General features: G+C 45.2%; 17 protein-coding genes and 2 other annotated features (1 of these 19 only partly in view). Of the genes, 3 read left to right on the forward strand and 14 right to left on the reverse strand.

Annotated elements, in window-relative coordinates; genetic code table 11:
- Window positions 1–210, reverse strand: a binding site (T-box leader) (it extends 13 nt beyond the left edge of the window).
- A gap of 31 nt (window positions 211–241) precedes the next feature.
- Window positions 242–469, reverse strand: a binding site (T-box leader).
- 96 nt (window positions 470–565) lie between these two features.
- From M1D98_RS18170 to M1D98_RS18180, 3 genes are all read right to left on the reverse strand, one after another.
- On the reverse strand, window positions 566–1,066 hold the full coding sequence (locus M1D98_RS18170; protein ID WP_010328985.1) for a YwgA family protein: 501 nt from the start codon (window positions 1,064–1,066) through the stop codon (window positions 566–568).
- A 35-nt stretch (window positions 1,067–1,101) separates the two neighbouring features.
- The gene (locus M1D98_RS18175) at window positions 1,102–2,403 is read right to left on the reverse strand and encodes an HD domain-containing protein (protein ID WP_010328986.1); all 1,302 of its coding nucleotides are present in this window, start codon (window positions 2,401–2,403) and stop codon (window positions 1,102–1,104) included.
- Window positions 2,404–2,563: 160 nt separating this feature from the next.
- Window positions 2,564–2,788, reverse strand: coding sequence for a DUF1450 domain-containing protein (locus M1D98_RS18180; RefSeq protein WP_003222050.1), 225 nt, complete (start codon window positions 2,786–2,788; stop codon window positions 2,564–2,566).
- Window positions 2,789–3,002: 214 nt separating this feature from the next.
- Between M1D98_RS18180 and M1D98_RS18185 the strand changes: the two genes are divergently transcribed.
- Entirely contained in the window at window positions 3,003–3,785 is a 783-nt protein-coding gene (locus M1D98_RS18185; RefSeq protein ID WP_121643512.1) for an RsfA family transcriptional regulator, read from the forward strand.
- Between the two features lie 143 nt (window positions 3,786–3,928).
- Here the strand turns inward: M1D98_RS18185 and M1D98_RS18190 are convergent, their stop codons facing one another.
- The 4 genes from M1D98_RS18190 to pta all read right to left on the reverse strand — a co-directional run bounded on the left by M1D98_RS18190 (window position 3,929) and on the right by pta (window position 7,899).
- Window positions 3,929–4,819, reverse strand: a complete 891-nt coding sequence (locus M1D98_RS18190; protein WP_026014462.1) for a carboxylate/amino acid/amine transporter — start codon at window positions 4,817–4,819, stop codon at window positions 3,929–3,931.
- A 170-nt stretch (window positions 4,820–4,989) separates the two neighbouring features.
- On the reverse strand, window positions 4,990–5,835 hold the full coding sequence (gene ywfL, locus M1D98_RS18195; protein ID WP_435576328.1) for an octanoyl-[GcvH]:protein N-octanoyltransferase: 846 nt from the start codon (window positions 5,833–5,835) through the stop codon (window positions 4,990–4,992).
- Between the two features lie 47 nt (window positions 5,836–5,882).
- A complete protein-coding gene (gene cysL / locus M1D98_RS18200) occupies window positions 5,883–6,782 on the reverse strand; it encodes a cysJI operon transcriptional regulator CysL (protein WP_129551007.1) in 900 nt (299 codons plus the stop codon).
- A 145-nt stretch (window positions 6,783–6,927) separates the two neighbouring features.
- Complete coding sequence (gene pta / locus M1D98_RS18205) at window positions 6,928–7,899, reverse strand: phosphate acetyltransferase (RefSeq protein WP_010328990.1); 972 nt, start codon at window positions 7,897–7,899, stop codon at window positions 6,928–6,930.
- A gap of 268 nt (window positions 7,900–8,167) precedes the next feature.
- Between pta and hemQ the strand changes: the two genes are divergently transcribed.
- Window positions 8,168–8,932 (forward strand): hydrogen peroxide-dependent heme synthase, encoded by a 765-nt coding sequence (gene hemQ / locus M1D98_RS18210; protein WP_010328991.1) that lies wholly within the window; start codon window positions 8,168–8,170, stop codon window positions 8,930–8,932.
- A gap of 135 nt (window positions 8,933–9,067) precedes the next feature.
- Complete coding sequence (bacG, locus tag M1D98_RS18215; RefSeq protein ID WP_456279815.1) at window positions 9,068–9,847, forward strand: NADPH-dependent reductase BacG; 780 nt, start codon at window positions 9,068–9,070, stop codon at window positions 9,845–9,847.
- 14 nt (window positions 9,848–9,861) lie between these two features.
- Here the strand turns inward: bacG and M1D98_RS18220 are convergent, their stop codons facing one another.
- The 7 genes from M1D98_RS18220 to M1D98_RS18250 all read right to left on the reverse strand — a co-directional run bounded on the left by M1D98_RS18220 (window position 9,862) and on the right by M1D98_RS18250 (window position 17,401).
- Window positions 9,862–11,061 carry an aminotransferase class I/II-fold pyridoxal phosphate-dependent enzyme gene (locus M1D98_RS18220; RefSeq protein WP_456279816.1) on the reverse strand — a complete coding sequence of 400 codons (1,200 nt, stop codon included), beginning with the start codon at window positions 11,059–11,061 and terminating at the stop codon, window positions 9,862–9,864.
- Window positions 11,062–12,246: a bacilysin exporter BacE gene (gene bacE, locus M1D98_RS18225; protein ID WP_121643518.1), complete on the reverse strand. Its 1,185-nt coding sequence runs from the start codon at window positions 12,244–12,246 to the stop codon at window positions 11,062–11,064.
- Complete coding sequence (gene bacD, locus M1D98_RS18230; RefSeq protein WP_268534612.1) at window positions 12,243–13,661, reverse strand: alanine--anticapsin ligase; 1,419 nt, start codon at window positions 13,659–13,661, stop codon at window positions 12,243–12,245. The genes bacE and bacD overlap by 4 nt, the downstream gene beginning before the upstream one ends.
- 18 nt (window positions 13,662–13,679) lie before the next feature.
- Window positions 13,680–14,441, reverse strand: coding sequence for a dihydroanticapsin 7-dehydrogenase (gene bacC / locus M1D98_RS18235; RefSeq protein WP_010328996.1), 762 nt, complete (start codon window positions 14,439–14,441; stop codon window positions 13,680–13,682).
- Complete coding sequence (gene bacB / locus M1D98_RS18240) at window positions 14,438–15,151, reverse strand: 3-((4R)-4-hydroxycyclohexa-1,5-dien-1-yl)-2-oxopropanoate isomerase (RefSeq protein ID WP_456279817.1); 714 nt, start codon at window positions 15,149–15,151, stop codon at window positions 14,438–14,440. Before bacB ends, bacC begins: the two co-directional genes overlap by 4 nt.
- Window positions 15,141–15,755 carry a prephenate decarboxylase gene (gene bacA / locus M1D98_RS18245; protein ID WP_456279818.1) on the reverse strand — a complete coding sequence of 205 codons (615 nt, stop codon included), beginning with the start codon at window positions 15,753–15,755 and terminating at the stop codon, window positions 15,141–15,143. Before bacA ends, bacB begins: the two co-directional genes overlap by 11 nt.
- Window positions 15,756–16,162: 407 nt before the next feature.
- The gene (locus M1D98_RS18250) at window positions 16,163–17,401 is read right to left on the reverse strand and encodes an MFS transporter (protein WP_456279819.1); all 1,239 of its coding nucleotides are present in this window, start codon (window positions 17,399–17,401) and stop codon (window positions 16,163–16,165) included.
- Between the last annotated feature and the right edge of the window lie 63 nt (window positions 17,402–17,464).

Below are 17,464 nucleotides of genomic sequence, written 5' to 3' on the forward strand. Positions count from 1 at the left end.
GTGTTTATGATCCGTGGTTCCACCCAAATTCCCGACAAACGTTATATTTATCGGCTCGGTGCTGTAACGCAGCATAGACGGCATTGGATACTTCAGTTCCCCAATGCTGCTCCAAGGCGGTAAACGATATTCCTAAGCTGGGAAGCTCTCACCTTTCCTTCCCTCTCTGAAAACCGTAAATATCATTCGTATCCTTTTCTTCGCATGTATTCAACTCATAAAAAAACACATCCATCCCTCTACAAGGGACGAATGTGTTTATGATCCGTGGTTCCACCCAAATTCCCGATCACACACATGGTGTATCGGCTTTAAGGTGCTGTAACGCAGCATGACGGTATCGGATACTTTAGTTCCCCGATACGGCTCAAAGGCGGTAAGCTGCTTTCCCTGCGTTAGGAAGATCTCAGCTGTTCTTCCCTCTCTGGAAACCGTAAAAAGCATCTCATGTCCTTATCAGTGCCTGTATACATTACTGATTGTTAAATGATTTCATATATTTTACAATAGATTTTTTAAAACAGCAATCTTTTTTGTTAAAAAAAGCAAAAGATGCTCTGTATGGTTAACAAATCTGCTTCAATTCCTCTATGTATTGAAGCGCTTCGTCATATTCTTCATTCGTATATTTTTGCTTGCTTTTGATTGTAAAGACTTTTTCTTTCTTTTCCTCGGCCTCAAGCCCGTCAAAGTAAAGGATCGTGGAAACCAGCTCTAAAAACCGCGATGAACGGCTGTTCACACTGTCGATATAGCCCTTAATGTCTGGCATATCCAGATCTGCATGGTCTAAAAATGCGGAGCCTGTCTCAGTCAGTGAATAACGGTATTGAAAGTAGCCGCCCTTTTTTTCCTTCACCTCATCCAGAAATCCAAGGTTGCACAGCTCTTCAATCTGGAGCGTCAGTTCTTCTGAATACGGTCCATAAAAGTGAAAATCATATTTCTCATAGAAAGGAAACTGCATTTTCTTGGCGATATAAATCATTTTCTGCAGCTTCTTCCGCCCGATGATTTCTCCAGAATCCGAGAACACCTTCATCAGTTTTGCATGTTCTTTCAACAAATTCCCGACATCTCCTTTTTCCTTCTTTCCAATTTCTATGTCAGTCCCAGCAGCTGCCGGATTTTCATTTTCGCTTCCGGGTATTCAGAGCCGTCACAAATCAAGTCCTTCGGATAGTACAGCTTGTGGTCCGTCCGCCGTTTCCCGGAGATGGATTCCACAATAGCCGACTGTCTGGACAGTTCTTTAATTTGGCCGTTTTGCGTCAAGAGATGGATCGGCAGACGCTCCTCTTCCTCTCCCGGACGGTAAAAATCGTATGGCAGATCAGAAGAAGAATCAACGACCAAATAATAGCTCGGATCGATTCCCGCCTCTTTGAACAATGAAGTCAGCTCAAAATAAGCCGACATTTCTTCATTCGGATTGAATTCAACGTATTGGAACAGCTGGCGGTTAATGAATCTGCGGCACAAATCGGATAAAATCGCGTCCTCTTCATCCTCCCAGGCCTGGAAGTAATACAAAATAATAGATTCATCCAGCTTCACATAATCCTCCAGTATCAATTTCCCTTCAAAAATAGAATAGAAATGAACCGGAGCGTGAGTGAAGACATAGCCTTCATCATGAAGCTGCTTCGCTCTGTGAAGAATCTTCGTTAGTATAACCTCCGCGCTTCTTGTCACTGGATGGAAATATACCTGCCAGTACATTTGGTAGCGGCTCATGATATAGTCTTCGACAGCGTGCATCCCGCTTTCTTTAATGACGATCTGATCCTCGCGCGGGCGCATCACGCGAAGAATCCGCTCCATATCAAAATGGCCGTAACTGACGCCTGTATAATAAGCGTCGCGCTGCAGGTAATCCATGCGGTCCGCGTCAATTTGACTCGAAATCAGGCTGACCACTTGCTTGTTTTTATATGTTTTGGCTATGACTTCAGCAACATCCTGCGGGAAACGCGGGCTCACCTTTCTGAGCACCTGATTGACCTCTGTGTCCCCCAAAATGATTTCCCTTGTAAAATCTTCGTGGTCAAGGTGAAAAACTTTTTCAAATGAATGTGAGAACGGTCCGTGCCCGAGATCATGAAGCAGCGCCGCGGCCAAACAGAGTTCGCGCTCACTGTCATCCCATTCAGGACGGCCTTTAAAGACATCATCAACCATTCTCCTGACAATTTCATAGACACCGAGAGAATGGTTAAACCGGCTGTGCTCAGCGCCGTGGAACGTCAAATACGTCGTGCCGAGCTGCTTAATTCTGCGGAGACGCTGAAATTCACGGGTACCGATCAAATCCCATATCAGCTTGTCCCGAACATGAACATAGCGGTGCACCGGATCTTTAAACACTTTTTCTTCTGATAATTTTCCATTTGGATACGCCATCGTCATTCCCTCTTTTTTTTAGCCGTGTTTCTATTATATCGACTCTATTCTTTGAAAACATCCTTGAATTTACCCGGCGATTTGTTCCACCTTCACAAAACACACATTCTGCGAAGCAAAAAAGCCTGACCTGAGGCCGAGGCTATGAAAAAATATGTTTTTACTTTTTTATTTTCTTTTTTACTTTATCAATCAGCTCATCCTCTGTCGGAGCTGACAGCGGGCGATTGTTCACAAAAGCAAATGATTTTTTCCGTCCGGGCCCGCAATAAGATTGGCACCCTACCTCAACCTTTGCATCCGGGTCCACTTCTTTTAAACGCGGCAGCAATGTTTTGATATTAGTGGCTTGGCAATCATCACACACTCGAAATTCATTAGCCATGACGTACGCTTCCCTTCATTTCTATGTTCATCTATGTGAATAAACTTAAAATCGCTTTTCAAAAAAATCACATCGCTCTTCATTTTACAAGGATTCGACTGTTCCTGCAAGCCGCTCCATCCTTCGTATCTCCTATTCTTTCAGCCAACTTGTATAAATATTTTCCAAATTGGACACTCTAATACCATGAAACGAAAAATGGGAGTTGAGATAAATGACAAAACAGCGACAAGACGCTTGGTCAGAAGAAAATGATCTGCTTTTAGCCGAAACAGTGCTCCGGCATGTGAGGGAGGGCAGCACTCAGCTGAACGCCTTTGAAGAAGTCGGAGATCAATTAAACCGGACATCCGCAGCCTGCGGATTCAGATGGAACGCGGTCGTCCGCCATCAATATGAAAAAGCGCTTCAGCTTGCGAAAAAACAGCGAAAACAGCGAATGAGAGCGCTCGGAAACGGGCAGCCCGCAAAGAAAAGACTATTATATCAGCCACCTGCGGTTGATCCTGAAACAATTCAAGAAACTGCAGTGCTGGAGGAACAAGCGAAAGCTGAAACTCCGACAGCCGAAAATGAGCAGCAGCCTTTACTGTCAGGCGAACACATGCCTTTTGTAGACGAAAGCTTTAAGGAAGAGTTAGCTAGTCTATCACACTTATTGTCTCCTCAAACGCCTTCAGCCGCGCCTGAGATGACGATGGATGATGTGATCCGCTTCCTGCAGAATTATGAAGGAAATAACGAGCAATCATCGGCATTAAGGATGGAAAACGAACGTTTAAAGAAAGAAAATCAAGAATTGCAAAGCAAAACGGAACAGCTTGAGGCAGAAGTTCAAAAGCTGGAAAAAGACCAAAAAACAATCCAAGAAGATTACGAAACCTTAGTGAAAATTATGAATAGAGCCAGAAAGCTAGTTTTATTTGAAGAAGATGAACATGCCTCTCCGTCCTTCAAAATGGACCGAAACGGCAATTTAGAAAAAATGGCAGAATAAGTTAGAGAAATCCCAAAACCAGCAGCTGTTTTGGGATTTTCGGCATGCGCAAAATCCCCTTTTCCATTGAGAAAAGAGGTTTTTATCATTTTGCAGCAGTTTACTCTATTCTTGTAAAATGAGGCCAAGCTTATGTGAATCTATTAAGACAAGTGAGCTGCCTCGGCCGTTTTTTGTTTACGCGGCGCAGCGGAAATGACCAGAAGCCCCAGCATCATCAGCGCAATGCCGAACCACGAGGAAAGTGAAAGCATTTCCCCTATGAAAAATACGCCCAGCAATGAGGCCGTCAGCGGTTCAGCTAAAGAAAGCGTGACCGCCGCCGAGGCCGGAACCCCGGTAAGCCCTTTCGCAAACAAAAAGTATGCGGCGCATGTTGCGATTAGGCCGATATAAAGGCTCGTTCCGAATCCTCTCGGTGTCAATATCCACGAGATATCTGATTGCCATAAAAGCGGCGTCAGCAGGATGGCGCTGATCATAAAGACAACGGCGGAGGTTGCTCGTGGAGGCTGGGTTTTCATCATCGCTTTACTGATGAGCGTATAACCAGCAAAAGAAGCACCAGCTCCAAGCGCCATAAGCACGCCAGCCACATCAATCCGGACATTCGAACCGTCGGAAAACAGGAGCCAGCAACCGGCTAAAGCCAATACAGTCGCGATCCACCACGAGTTTTGCGGGCGTTTTTTCAAGACAGCCCACTCCATGCTCCCGGCAATAATAGGCGCACTTCCGATCGCAATCACAGTCCCTACCGCAATTCCGGTTTCTTTAACAGCTGTGAAAAACAGCGGCTGGTAACACGCCATACAAACTGCTGCCGATAACACGAGCGGCCATGACCAATTTTTCACGTCAAGCTCACGGCTCATCCAAACCGCTAGCAGCATGGCGCTTCCTCCTATTAATAATCTGAACGCTCCAAATGCCAGCGGTGTGGAGTTTTCTGGAGCCATTGCCTGAACGGTTCCCGTGGTTCCCCAGAAAAAAGCCGCGATCAGCACAAACAGGCTGTAAACATTCCCTTTCATCTGCCTCTCCCCTTTGTATATGGATGCTGATTTCATTTTACCGTTTTTCTTTTTGTCATGGTTATCCGCATGTAAGAAGGATTTATCTGAAAACAAGATGATTGGAGATAACATGCCGCTTGAAATAAAAAATGCATGCCCGCCGGATACGGCTGGCATGCGAAGAACGTTCACCCAAATACCTTTGCATTCCGTTCAGCCATTCGGACGAGGTTTTTCTCAAATGCCATTTCCTCATCGATGGACAGCCCGGCTGAGTATAGATGGGTGCTTAACGCTTTTAATTCTATCAGTAAAGCGAACATTAAGTCTTGTACGGAGATGTCTGTTTGCAATAGCTCGCTTAGGGACGCCATCGTTTCCGGACGGATCTCGGGATAGACGCCTTTTTTATCGTTTTGTCTGTCCTTTAGCGCCGCTTCGTAGAACCGTCTGATCAAATCGGCTCTTTCACTGCCGCTTTTGTCCGCGCATAGATAAATTTGAACTGCGACTCCGCCGCGAACGCGTCTTTGAGAGATGCCGGCGAACTTTTTGCCATTGATGCTGAGGTCATAGCTGCCCGGACAATACGAGCCTTCAATTTCATAGGCTTCGATCTTTGCGTTGTATGGGCTTAGCATCCGTCTCATCAGCTCAACCATCGCTTCGTATCCTTTGTCTATATCGATGCCTTTCTTTTCATCCTCGAATATGAGCGAGATATTTAAAACGCCTTCATCCAAAACGACGGCAAGGCCGCCGGAATTGCGTACAATCACACGGTATCCTTCGTTCTCCAAGAAAGAGATACCGTCCTGCAAAAACGGGAGGCGCGTATCCTGTATTCCAAGGACAATTGTATTGTGGTGCACCCAGGAGCGCGCTGTCGCCGGCGACACGCCTTTTCCGACGGACATGCACAGCGTATCGTCCATTGCGAAGGATTGCTTCGCGTCAAATAAAGGGCCGAGACTGGATTGGTCAATGACTCTCCATGTCGGCTGCATCAGTAAATCAATCGGTTGGTTTGCCATCTATGTAAAACCCTTTCATGTTAGGCTTATGAACGAAAACTATTATATCATTTCAGCCGCTGTGATTGATAATTGCTTTTCAGCATTGTAATGAAAATTTCTTTGTTTTTTGTATTCTCCATAAGAGGTGAATGAATGTAAGACAGCTTGCGCTTCAACGAGAAATCTTTTATCTGGAGAATGGAAATTTCTCGATGGATCAAATCCTTGTGCAGCACGCTTCTGGATAAAACCGACAGTCCCATGCCACTGATCACCGCTTCTTTTACCCCTTGATTGCTGCTGATGGTGAACATCGACTTTGGCCGCAGTCCGTTTGAGCTGAGGACATGGTCGAGAAATTCTCTCGTTCCGGAGCCTTTCTCTCTTGTCACCCACGCTTCGTTTTGCAAATCGCTGATTGATATATCACTCCGTCCCGCCAGCGGGTGCTGATTCGGCGCGGCAATGCACATTTCATCCTCCATGAACGGCTCAATTTCAAGTTCATTCTCATTTGTATGTCCTTCTATCAGCCCGATATCGGCCTGAAGCATCCGCACACGTTCACTAACCTCCTCTGTATTGCCAATCATGACATCGAGGTTCAGCTCTGGATACAGCTTTTGCAGCTGGGCCAATAGCGGCGGAAGAATATACTCTCCGATCGTAAAGCTGGCAGCTATTTTCAATTCGCCTTTCACATAGTGATGATGCGCATAGATTTCAGCCTTTGCTTGCTCGTAGAGAAATACCATTTGCTTTGCTCTTTGATACAAAATGTCCCCTGTCGGCGTTGTCGTAAAGTGTTTTGGCGATCGGTTCAGGAGGGCTGTTTGAAATTCTTTCTCAAGATTTTTGATATGCAGGCTGACGCTGGGCTGGGAGATCATCAGCTTTTCCGCCGCTTTTGTGAAGTTTTTTTCTTCTACTACCGCTATAAATGTTTTCAGCACGTCGTAATACAAAAACCCCACCCCTGTCATTAATGAAATACATCGTTATGATTCGTTTTCTTTATTGTACTCATATCATCAGTCTTGGTAAAGAAGGCTATACGAAGGCGCAAAAAAAGCAGCCCTCCGGAAGAGAGCTGCCATCGTCTTCATTTTATTACAGTGCTTGAACAGCTGTAATTAATGCGAGGTTGTAAACATCCTCAGCGTTACATCCTCTTGAAAGGTCGTTTACAGGCATATTTAAGCCTTGAAGGATTGGTCCCACCGCTTCAAAGTTGCCTAAACGCTGAGCGATTTTATAGCCGATGTTGCCTGCTTCAAGGCTTGGGAATACGAATACGTTAGCATCCCCTTTGATATCGGAATCCGGCGCTTTTTTCTCAGCTACAGATGGAACAAATGCAGCATCGAATTGGAATTCGCCGTCAAGTGTCAGTTCAGGCGCTTTTTCTTTGGCGATTTTCACAGCATCAGCTACTTTTTCTGTTTCATCAGATTTTGCTGAGCCTTTTGTCGAGAAGCTGAGCATTGCCACGCGAGGCTCAATGTCGAACATTTTTGCTGTATTGGCACTTTCGATCGCAATCTCGGCAAGATCTTGGCTGTCAGGCGCAATGTTGATCGCGCAATCGGCGAATACATATTGCTCTTCTCCGCGAGCCATGATGAAAACGCCGGAAGTCTTTTTCACGCCTTCTTTTGTTTTAATGATTTGAAGAGCAGGGCGGACAGTATCGGCTGTTGAATGAGCCGCTCCGCTCACAAGGCCGTGTGCAAGGCCTTTGTACACCAGCATAGTACCGAAGTAGTTCTCATCTAATAACGCTTTACGAGCCTGTTCTTCTGTCGCTTTGCCTTTACGGCGTTCTACGAATGCTTGTACAAGGTCTTCCATGCCTTCATATGTATGAGGATCATAAATCTCAACGCCATCCAGCGCCAGATTCAGCTCTTTTGCTTTTGCTTGGATCTCATTTTCATTGCCGATCACAATCGGATTCAGCACTTTGTTTCCTGCAAGCTTGCTGACCGCTTCTAAAATACGCTCGTCTAAGCCTTCAGGGAATACAATCTTAACATCTTTTCCAGCTACTTTTTCTTGCACTGTTGAAAATAAATCTGCCACGATAAAACCTCCTCAAAAAGTTACAAAAACGCTTTCTTTTACTAGCATACTCTTCTTCCAATCAAATTCAAACAGCCAACTTTCATTATAGCGCTTTCATGAAAAAATCTTATTTTTCTAATTAATTTAAGTGGCTCATTCTTTCCTTATAGCATCTCTTATTTTTATGGAGTTATGCGAATGGGATGTTCAAGGTTTCTCCACAGTAGAATCGGATAAACTATGATATAGTGAAGGCAATCATGAAAAGTAATAGGAGTGAAGATAAATGAGTGAACAGCAAATGACCAATGAAGCGGCGAAAACGCTTGACGGCTGGTATGCGCTTCATGATTTCCGCACAATGGACTGGACTTCCTGGAAGATGCTGTCCAGTGATGAGCGCCAATCTATCATACATGAATTCACAGGATTGCTTGAAAAATGGGGCGTAGCCCAAAAAGAAGGAAAAGGGTCACAGACTCTTTACAGCATCGTCGGCCAAAAAGCAGATTTTATGCTGATGATTCTTCGTCCTACAATGGAAGAATTGAATGAAATTGAGCTCGAATTCAACAAATCAAGACTTGCCGAGTTCACCATTCCGGCTTACTCCTACGTATCAGTGGTAGAGCTGAGCAACTACTTGGCAAGCGGCGACGGCGACCCTTACGAAAATCCGCATGTGCGTGCGCGCCTTTACCCTGAACTGCCTGAATCAAAATATGTATGTTTCTATCCAATGGATAAAAGAAGATCCGGTAACGACAACTGGTACATGCTTTCAATGGAAGAACGCAGAAATTTGATGAGGAGCCACGGCTTAATCGGCCGCAGCTATGCGGGCAAAGTCAAACAAATCATCACCGGCTCAGTCGGCTTTGACGATTACGAATGGGGCGTTACACTATTCAGTGATGATGTGCTTCAATTCAAAAAGCTTGTGTATGAAATGCGTTTTGACGAAGTCAGCGCCCGCTACGGCGAATTCGGTTCATTCTTTGTCGGCAACCGCCTTTCGCTTGAGACACTTCCACAATTCCTATATGTATAATACCTGCTCCCGCCCTGGCCGGCGGGAGTTTTTCGATTCCCCTTTATCAGAATTTAAATAAAATTTGCTATTTTCTCTGTTTTTTCTTACGATGGAGATAATCATAATCCATTTTTTTCAAAGGGGTGCAGTAATTTGTCAAAACGAACCACGTTTATTATGGGAGCCAGTCAAGGGATCGGAAAAGCAATCGCTCTGAAGCTAGCAGACCAGCATTTTTCTCTCGTCATTAATTCACGAAACTTGGACAATATTGAGCCTGTCAAAAAAGACATTTTGGCCAAGCATCCTGATGCGAGTGTCATGGTCCTTGCGGGCGATATGTCTGACCAAGATACGAGAGCCCGCATTTTTCATCAAATCGAATCTCAGTGCGGACGGCTTGATGTTCTGATTAATAATATCCCGGGCGGCGCGCCTGACACATTCGAAAACTGCAATACAGAGGATATGACGGCCACGTTTACACAGAAAACCGTCGCCTATATTGACGCTATCAAGCGTGCCGCCTCACTGATGAAACAAAATGAGTTTGGCAGAATCATCAACATCGTCGGGAATCTATGGAAAGAACCGGGCGCCAATATGTTTACAAACAGTATGATGAATGCCGCTTTAGTTAACGCGAGTAAAAATATTTCCATCCAGCTTGCCCCTCACAACATTACTGTCAACTGCCTGAATCCTGGTTTTATCGCTACAGACCGTTACCATCAATTTGTGGAAAATGTGATGAAAAAGAACAGCATATCCAAACAAGAAGCAGAAGAACAGATTGCTTCCGGGATTCCGATGAAACGTGTCGGATCAGCCGAAGAAACCGCAGCTCTCGCCGCGTTTCTCGCCTCTGAGGAAGCCTCCTATATCACCGGACAGCAAATTTCCGCTGATGGCGGCAGCATGAAAAGCATATAAAAAAATCCCGCTTTTTAGCGGGATGCTTCTTGTAATGATGCAAACTTTAGGTTCAGCTTTTGAATCCGCATGACAAATTCCCGCAGATCCTCCTGCTTCGACACCATTGATATTCTGACATGCCTTTTTCCGTTGCTTCCGAATATGTCGCCCGGCGTGACCACAACATGGGCATGTTCCAGCAAGTAATCGGAGAATTGATGAGATGTTTCAAACACTTTCGGAATCTCAGCCCATACGTAAAACGTCCCTTTTGGCTTTTCTATCTTCCAGCCCAGTTCTTTTTCACACAGCTCCGTAAAAAAGTCAATTCGTTCCTCGTAGATTCGTTTCAACGATTCCGTTTGCTCCGGATCTCCCGAAAGTGCTGCACTCGCCGCCTGCTGCAGTCCGCCGAACATGCCGACAAATACATGATCCTGAAATTCATTGACGGCCTGAATGATCTTTTCATTCCCGACGGCAAACGCCATTCTCCATCCGGCCATGTTAAATGTTTTTGAAAATGAATACAGCTCTGCCCCGACAGCTTTGGCATCCTCTGCCTCAAGAAAGCTGGCCGGTTTTTTATCAAATTCAAACGCGCCATATGCAAAATCATGAATCAAGTGGATCTTGTGCTCTTTCGCAAAAGCTGCCGCTTTTGCATAAAAAGCCGTATCCGCCACAGCTCCCGTCGGGTTATTCGGATAGTTTAAAAACATGAGCTTCGCTTTTTTCAGCACGGCGGGGTTGATCTTTTCAAAATCGGGAAGATAGCCATTCCCCTCATACAGCGGCATGTCGTGAAGCTCAGCTCGCGCCATCGCAATCCCTGACATGTATTCAGGATAGCCGGGATTCGGAACCAAAGCGATGTCTCCCGGATTGAGCAGGCATTGTGTCAGCACATACAAGCCGGCTTTCCCGCCCCCGAAGAGCGCAACTTCCGTTTCAGGATTGATCGAAACTCCGTATTCTCTTTTATAGAAAGCAGCGATGGCTTCCTTCAAAAAAGGGTAACCCCTGAATGGGCCGTATCCGTGAAATGAAGGATTCAGAGACGCCTCACGCAAAGCTTCCACAATATGTGGGGGAGTCGGAAGGTCAGGATTTCCTTGCCCGAGATTAATGATATCGGCCCCCGTTTTTTCCATTTCCTTCACCTTTTGAAAAACGAGAGAAAACTCTTGCTTTGGAAGTGTCTTGATGACGTCGGACGGTGTTATTTCCATCTAAAAGACTCCTTTTTGCTCCGTTTTGTTATCCCGTTCCAAAAACGATTTATTGACGAGCTTCGTATGCAAAAACAATCCGCTTACGATCACAATTATCAGTCCCATAATGACCGGGGCATTGAAGACATTGATTAACATCGAACCAACAGAAATACAAAATCCAATTGACGCTTCCGCCACCGAAAAAATGCGCCCCTGAATCTGATTCGCCGCGTTCTCCTGAACCTTCACCTTTGCAAGCACTTCCCCATATTCCATCGCGATGAAAAAGAGGACAGCAGCGATGACAGCGACAGCGAAAATCGGCGTAAATAAAAACAGACCCAGAGAAACAATGGATAGTACGGTAAAGTACGTCAGTCCTCTATTGTTGTTAAAACCCCATTTGCTGACAAGCGCCGCTCCAATGAAGCCGCCAAAGCCGATGCAAAACGTGAGAATAAAGTTGCCGATTTCCCCGTCACCCAAAAAGCGGCTGACAATTGGAAAATAACTGTAAACAATCCCCCACAGCAAAGCCATCGTAATCATTGTAAACATAGCGTTTAATACGTAAGCATTTGTTTTGATTTCCTTTAGCCCTTCTTTAAAAGAATGAAAGGCCTCTTTTATGTTTTCAGATTGAATCGGCACGAATTGGAGCTTGATGCGGCTGATAAAAAAGGCCGAAACGAGGTATGTCACACCGTTGAAGGCAACAGCAAGCTCTACAGATCCGCCTAACAGAAAAAGCCCTCCGCCAGCCGCCCCGACGATAATGGAGATGGTCGTCGCTTTTGCGAATAACGTGTTGATGCTTTTAATATCAGACTCCAATGATGACATGACAGCGAGACGGGCCGGATTAAAAAACACGCCGCTTCCATAAGAAATAAACAGAAGGGCTAAAAATACAAGCGGGTACTCTCCTTTTGGAAGAAATGTGAGCCCCAAAAAGATCAAACCCCTGATGATATCCGTCCACAGCATGATCTTCATTCTGTCTAACCTGTCGACCAGAACCCCCAAAAACGGCTGGAACACCATCGGAATGCTTCTGACCACGATAACCCCAGACGTCACCCAATAGTCATGATAATATGTAGACAAAATGAGCAGGGCTGGGAGAACACAATAGTCTCCCATAAACGATAGCGCCTGCCCGTAAAGCAAGTATTTAGAGTTGGGCTTTAACTGTTTCATACTGGCAGCACATACTTTGCCGTCAGCTTCGCATGCTGCTGAATGTGTCTAATTGAATCGGCCACATCCTGCGAATTGCTGCCTTTCAGTTCAAAGGCAGCAATGGAATTGAAGGCTTCAAATAGTGTCAAATCCACTGATGTGCCTGGTGCCGCAGCCTCAAATGAAACGATTTCAGTATCACCCTTCAAAAGCCCGTCTGGAATATCGATCGCTTCGATCACCAAATCCTCCGCCGTTTCAGGAATCTGGCCATTTTGCTTGAAATGCTGAGGGTATAAATGGCAGTCAGCGAGATAGCAAGGTTCTTGATCCAGTAATCCGTTCGGGAGATCAGCGTCTTTCCCGAAACAAAGAACATCTAATAATAGTTGCGCCATATCAACGCCGAAGACTTTTTTAATATTAGGAATCATATTCCAGCCGGCGAATCTGGCTGCCGACTCTATTAAACCCGGTTCTCTGTTTTTCATTAGCTTGATTTCTGTATGTGTTGCGCAATTTTCCAGTCCAAGCCCTTCATTTGCCTTTTTGGCGGCTTCGACAATTTTCTTTTTCGCCTCTTCATCCAATATGGACGGCGTAATATGTGAGGTCTCTGTAAATCCGATTTGCGGCGTTTTGTCATGAATGGCAATCGGAAAATACTCCCCGTCCGCCATGATACCTTCTATACTGATATAGTCGGAGTAGCCTCCGGTTTGATACCAGTCTCCGTATTCACCCTGTAAAAATTCTTCAGCAATAAACGGCGCTTCAAACGTGACCGCCTTCGGCACGTTAATCGATTTTAGGTAGTCATTGACTCTGTTAAATTCAGATTCTGCCGTCTCAATGTCCGTAATCAGCGTGACGCCTATTGAACTCGCTAAGTATGTAGGCTTTAAGATTAGAGGTGTGCCGATTTCTTCAAGTGCGGCACGGAAATCTTCGAGAGTTGTGACCCGTTTGTTTTTGATCGATTTCACTCCCGCTTTATTAAAAGCGTCTCTCATTTTATTTTTATCTCTTGCATTTTCGGCAGCTTGCACTCCGGCACCCCTCAGGCCAAGGCGTTCACAGGCTTTCGCCATCGGGGCAATGAATAATTCATTGTTTGTGGTGATGGCGTCTGCTCCAAACATTTCGGCAACCTTAACAATTTGCTCGACGACCTCTTCTTCAGGCTTGTCATGATCCTCATGAGCCCAATAAATGGAATCAGGGTGCTCAAAATCAGCTAAGCTTTGAAAATAGTCCTTATCCTTTATGACCGCTACCGAGTATTTTTCAATCAGTGCTGCATGGGAGGCTGTAATTGCGAAAGGTCTTGGAATAAAGCTGACCAGGTTATATTTTTCAGCAGCGCTTTTATAAAACATATGCGGCGGGCAGCCTCCAAGATCAGCGATGACCAATACTGTTTTTCTCTCCATATGTAAAACACTCCTTCTCTATTGTGCGGTGTATCCTCCGTCTGCGGTGATGGCGCTTCCGGTCATATAGCTTGATAAATCTGAGGCTAAAAACAGCATTACGTTTGCGATTTCTTCCGGTTTCCCGAGCCTCAGCAGCGGATTTACCTTTGCCTTTTCTTTTTTGATCTCTTCAAGTGTGCCTTCGTTATTTTCAAGGAATGATTTTTCATTTAGCGGTGTGTCGATAATCCCCGGACATACGCAGTTGACGCGTATTTGATGTTTCGCATAATCAACGGCCATTGACCGCGTCAGCTGCAAAACGCCGCCTTTGCTGGCGTTATAGGCAGGAATGTCAGGCCATGCCACGACTCCGCCGACTGAGCACGTATTAATGATGTTGCCCTTGCCGGCAGCCAGCATATGTTTAAGTGCGTACTTGCTCATTAAAAACGTGCCGGTCAAATTGACTTGCAGCACCTTGTTCCAATCGCTGAGCTCCATCTCGTGAATGGGAGCCACGATTTCAATGCCCGCGTTATTAATCAATACATCCAATCCTCCAAATGTATCGACCGCCGATTGAACAGCTTGCTGACAGGCAGCTTCGTCTGTGATGTCCGTTTGCACAAAGTGCAGCCCGTCATGATTTTCTTTCCTGACCATTTCTTCTCCCTGCGCCTCGTCAATATCCGCCACAACCACGTTGGCCTTCTGTTTCAAAAAAGCCTGAACCGCCGCATAACCAATGCCAGATGCGCCTCCTGTTATGAGGACGGTTTTACCGATGAGGTTCATGATGACTCATCCGCCTTTATTTTTTTTGCTTTTACTCTGTTGTAGCGCGGCGGGAAGAAGATGTTAATGGATTTTGATTCTTTTTCTGAACGGTTGATGGCGCCGTGATCTTCTCGAGGCTCACAGAAATAGGCTGTACCGAATTTCATGTCTACCGTGCAGCCTTCGACCGTCATGTCGTAACCGCCGCCGATGCAGATGCCGATTTGTTCATTCCGATGTTTATGGAAGGGCATTTCACCGCCGTTTCCAGGGATTTTGGCCAGCATGATTTCCACCCAGTCCTCAACAAAGAACGTGACTTCCATGCCAGGCAATAGGTCTCTTGTTTTAAAAATAGTCAAAAAATAGTCCTCAGGACTTGTATAGGTTTCATCAGCTTTCAACCTCTTGATGTCAATCGCAATGACTTCTTGGTCTGTATCGTTTCTTGCCCCGTGAGGCACATGCGGCGGCGCGATATAGGCAGATTCCAAGGCCGTCATTTTTCTCGTCACATCTCCGACAGTCATCATCAGCTCGCCTGAAACGACCATACCGATTTGGACTTCCTTATGCTGATGGGGTTCTACATTGGTATGCGGGGGAACGTAAGACATTAATACCTCAGTGTCACCGCGTACGGTTGAATACTGTCTCACTCCGTTTTCCCATTCGATTACTTTCGGTGTCGGGAAATAAAGCTCCTGCATATCTTCTTTAGTTTTCATTATCAACGTCTCCTTTTCCGAATAATGACCAGCTCATAGGAATTGTTTTAAATGTTTTCACAAATGCAAGCCCGTACTTTTGCCGCGCAAGCTCATTGGTTAAGGCAATGTCATACAAGCCTTCTTTTACTTTTCTTGCAGCTTGGCTGGTCGAATTGACGAGTTTGAAACGTACATCTTTGCGGGTAAAATATTTGATTAAATTAATGGGTGAAGGATGTGAAACGATAACAGATGAATCAAGCATATCGTCGCTAAATTCAAAATTAGGACGAACAGCCAGGCCGTACATTGGTGTATCGCACCTGAAGATCTGCAAAAGCTGCAAATCCGGCCTCATGTAGAAATGCTTAATGCCGTCATAAGCATGTGGGACGATGGTATATTCCAGAGGGCTTTGAAGCGTCCTTTCGATGCACGATTCAAATGTATCATGCAAGGACAATTTACTGTTTAGCCCCTGTAGAAGAGTAAAATTGGAGATGAAATGTTTTGCTGCGTACTCACTGCTTGTCCCCTCAGGGCCGAGCGTGTTGACTGTAATGAGTTTGGATATCGAATCAGTTCTTTTTTTTGTCTGAATGCTATTATCCAATATGATCATGAGCACCAACCAATCTTTTAAATTTTAAGTAAATTTTATCCAGCGTTAATCAAACTGTCAACATTTTTTTGAAAATATTGATAATTATTCCCATACAAACAACAAAACCCCTTAAGAAAGGGTTTTGTTGTTTGTAGACAAAGTCCTAAAACGGTTTTTGTTTTAGGACTTTGTCATCTATTCAGCGTGATTGAAAACCCTTGAAGTCTAGGAAGGACGAGCATTGGAGCAGACTTTCACAGGATGTGATGACGGCTGTGTTTAGGCAGGACGCCTAAGCATTTAGCCGCCGTTCCTTTCGTAAGCCGTGAGCACAACGCGCAAAGCTGACAACGAATGCGAGAGTTTGTCGACACGCTGAAAAACCCTTAAGAAAGGGTTTTTGTTATAGGCATTTAGACTTTTATTTATTGAAATAAGGAATGATCTGCTTTCTGCTCATGCTTGCCGTACTTTTTATACGCGAATACACTGAGCACAAATCCGAGCACTGTGATGGCGGCGCAAATCAATCCTACGGCTGCATACCCGTATCCCACATATACAGGTCCCATTAAAGCAGATCCTAATGTCACAGCCAAATTCGAGGCGAGGCTGTAAAACACCATGATTTTCCCGCGATGATGCTCTGAACAGTCACTCAAAATGGTGCTAAGCAGCGTCACCGTCAAGCTTTGCATTAATCCCCAAATAAACAGGCTGGCCATTAATAGAAACATTGAAGCCGGCGCATATGCTAAACATGCCAGCAGCACGCTGATGACCCCCAGTGCAATAAATAGGGAACGCATTTTTCCGATGCGGTCGGCTATCTTTCCTGTAATGACACTCATGGAAAACCCAATGCCGTAAATCATGATAAATAAACCCGCAGCTGTATTTCCTCCGGTAAAAACGTCCTGAAGATAGGAGCCTAAAAATGAATACATACCGTAAAAACCAATCATATTACAAAAGGTGATCGTGATATAAACGGGTACGCGCGGAACTTTCAGCGCGTCCCGGAATGTTCCGGCCGGCTCTTCTTTTTCTTCCTTGCCGCTGTTCTTCTGTTTGGCGTGGCGGCGCATTTCAAGCAGGATCAGCAGAACAACCAGAACGCCCATCAAGGCGAAAATCCAAAATGTCCATCTCCAATGCAGGACGCCGCCGATAAATGATCCGAGCGGCACACCGAAGATCAGTGCCAGCGACCAGCTAGAAACGATCAGTCCCATCACCTTGCCCCGGTATGTATAAGGAACACGATCCCCGACAACTGCATAAGCGGTCGGCACAAATGCTCCCGCAGCCAATCCCGACAGCGCCCGGCCTAAAAAGAAGAAAAAGATATTTTGAGCTAAAGCGCAAATTACTGTTCCTATGATAAAGATCATAAGCCCCGCCATTACACTTAGTTCTCTGGAGTATTTATCGCCTAAAGGAACCAAGAGCGGCGCACCGATAAAAATCATCACGCCGTAAATACTGATAGATAACGCAAGGACACTGACATCTGAGTTGAAGGCTTTTGCTAAATCCGGCAGCAGCGGCGAGATGACAAGTTCTTCAGAGCCAGCCGCAAACACCCCCATTGTTAAAGCCAGTGCCAACAATAGCGGAAAATGATGTTTTGTTTTGATGTCATTGTTTTGTTTGCCATTCATTCTCCTACAAACACCTCTTCCATATTCTTCATAAAGTTGAATTCATTTTAGCATTGTTTTTAC

It is taken from the genome of Bacillus sp. K7, from assembly GCF_053903245.1.

Excerpts from the sequence above, each read along its gene's own strand:
- M1D98_RS18175 (WP_010328986.1), bottom strand. The coding sequence starts at position 2,403 with ATGGCGTATCCAAATGGAAAATTATCAGAAGAAAAAGTGTTTAAAGAT.
- M1D98_RS18180 (WP_003222050.1), bottom strand. The coding sequence starts at position 2,788 with ATGGCTAATGAATTTCGAGTGTGTGATGATTGCCAAGCCACTAATATC.
- M1D98_RS18185 (WP_121643512.1), top strand. The coding sequence starts at position 3,003 with ATGACAAAACAGCGACAAGACGCTTGGTCAGAAGAAAATGATCTGCTT.
- M1D98_RS18190 (WP_026014462.1), bottom strand. The coding sequence starts at position 4,819 with ATGAAAGGGAATGTTTACAGCCTGTTTGTGCTGATCGCGGCTTTTTTC.
- ywfL (WP_435576328.1), bottom strand. The coding sequence starts at position 5,835 with ATGGCAAACCAACCGATTGATTTACTGATGCAGCCGACATGGAGAGTC.
- hemQ (WP_010328991.1), top strand. The coding sequence starts at position 8,168 with ATGAGTGAACAGCAAATGACCAATGAAGCGGCGAAAACGCTTGACGGC.
- M1D98_RS18220 (WP_456279816.1), bottom strand. The coding sequence starts at position 11,061 with ATGGAAATAACACCGTCCGACGTCATCAAGACACTTCCAAAGCAAGAG.
- bacE (WP_121643518.1), bottom strand. The coding sequence starts at position 12,246 with ATGAAACAGTTAAAGCCCAACTCTAAATACTTGCTTTACGGGCAGGCG.
- bacD (WP_268534612.1), bottom strand. The coding sequence starts at position 13,661 with ATGGAGAGAAAAACAGTATTGGTCATCGCTGATCTTGGAGGCTGCCCG.
- bacC (WP_010328996.1), bottom strand. The coding sequence starts at position 14,441 with ATGAACCTCATCGGTAAAACCGTCCTCATAACAGGAGGCGCATCTGGC.
- bacB (WP_456279817.1), bottom strand. The coding sequence starts at position 15,151 with ATGAAAACTAAAGAAGATATGCAGGAGCTTTATTTCCCGACACCGAAA.
- bacA (WP_456279818.1), bottom strand. The coding sequence starts at position 15,755 with ATGATCATATTGGATAATAGCATTCAGACAAAAAAAAGAACTGATTCG.
- M1D98_RS18250 (WP_456279819.1), bottom strand. The coding sequence starts at position 17,401 with ATGAATGGCAAACAAAACAATGACATCAAAACAAAACATCATTTTCCG.